The organism is Bacillus sp. 522_BSPC, from assembly GCF_001076885.1.
Classification (GTDB): Bacteria; Bacillota; Bacilli; order Bacillales; family Cytobacillaceae; genus Niallia; species Niallia hominis.
The window spans coordinates 1-609 of the sequence record NZ_JVDT01000017.1; the positions used below are offsets into that span (position 1 = coordinate 1).

At 28.6% G+C, this 609-nt stretch carries 1 protein-coding gene; it reads left to right on the forward strand.

What is annotated here, in order from left to right:
* The first annotated feature begins 168 nt into the window (after nucleotides 1-168).
* The gene (locus ADJ83_RS01600; protein WP_031540113.1) at nucleotides 169-480 is read left to right on the forward strand and encodes a hypothetical protein; all 312 of its coding nucleotides are present in this window, start codon (nucleotides 169-171) and stop codon (nucleotides 478-480) included.
* Nucleotides 481-609 lie beyond the last annotated feature (129 nt).

Genomic DNA, 609 nt, shown 5'->3' on the forward strand with positions numbered 1-609 from the left:
ATTATTTGATAAAATAAAGAATAATTTGAAAATAATAATTATCGAATTTATTATTTAAGATATAGAAATCTGCTTTCATTTACTGATTAGGATTATAATTATTATTTGTGTTTTTATCTATATGGTTGCTCGAGAAAAATTAATTACAGAAAAGGAAGAGATTTGATAATGAAGATTACCTACAGTATTCTAAGAGAGCTTCACAAGGGTATCGACTTACCAAAACCAAAAGACTATTGTTTAAAACAGCGGGAATTTGAAAATTTTATCTTTTTTTTAGAAAAGGAAGGATATATTGAAAGAGTACTTAGAATCGATACCTTTTTCTCACTAAAGCCAGCTAGACTAACGAAAAAAGGAGATAAATTTTTAGAAAGCCACCAATACTTAGAGGATTCTTATCCGGATAAACAAGATATGATGAAATGGCTCCAAGCGGAAAAGGAAATGTACTCTAATGGAGCTGATGAGGAGGATTAATAATTTAACAAAGGAGCTCCAAGACTTTATTGCAATCTAATTTCATCAAGGAGCTGGCAACTACATTTACTTTTTCCACTACCATTTTTTTAATATCGAATTAGTATTTACTTTACTATTAGTCATATT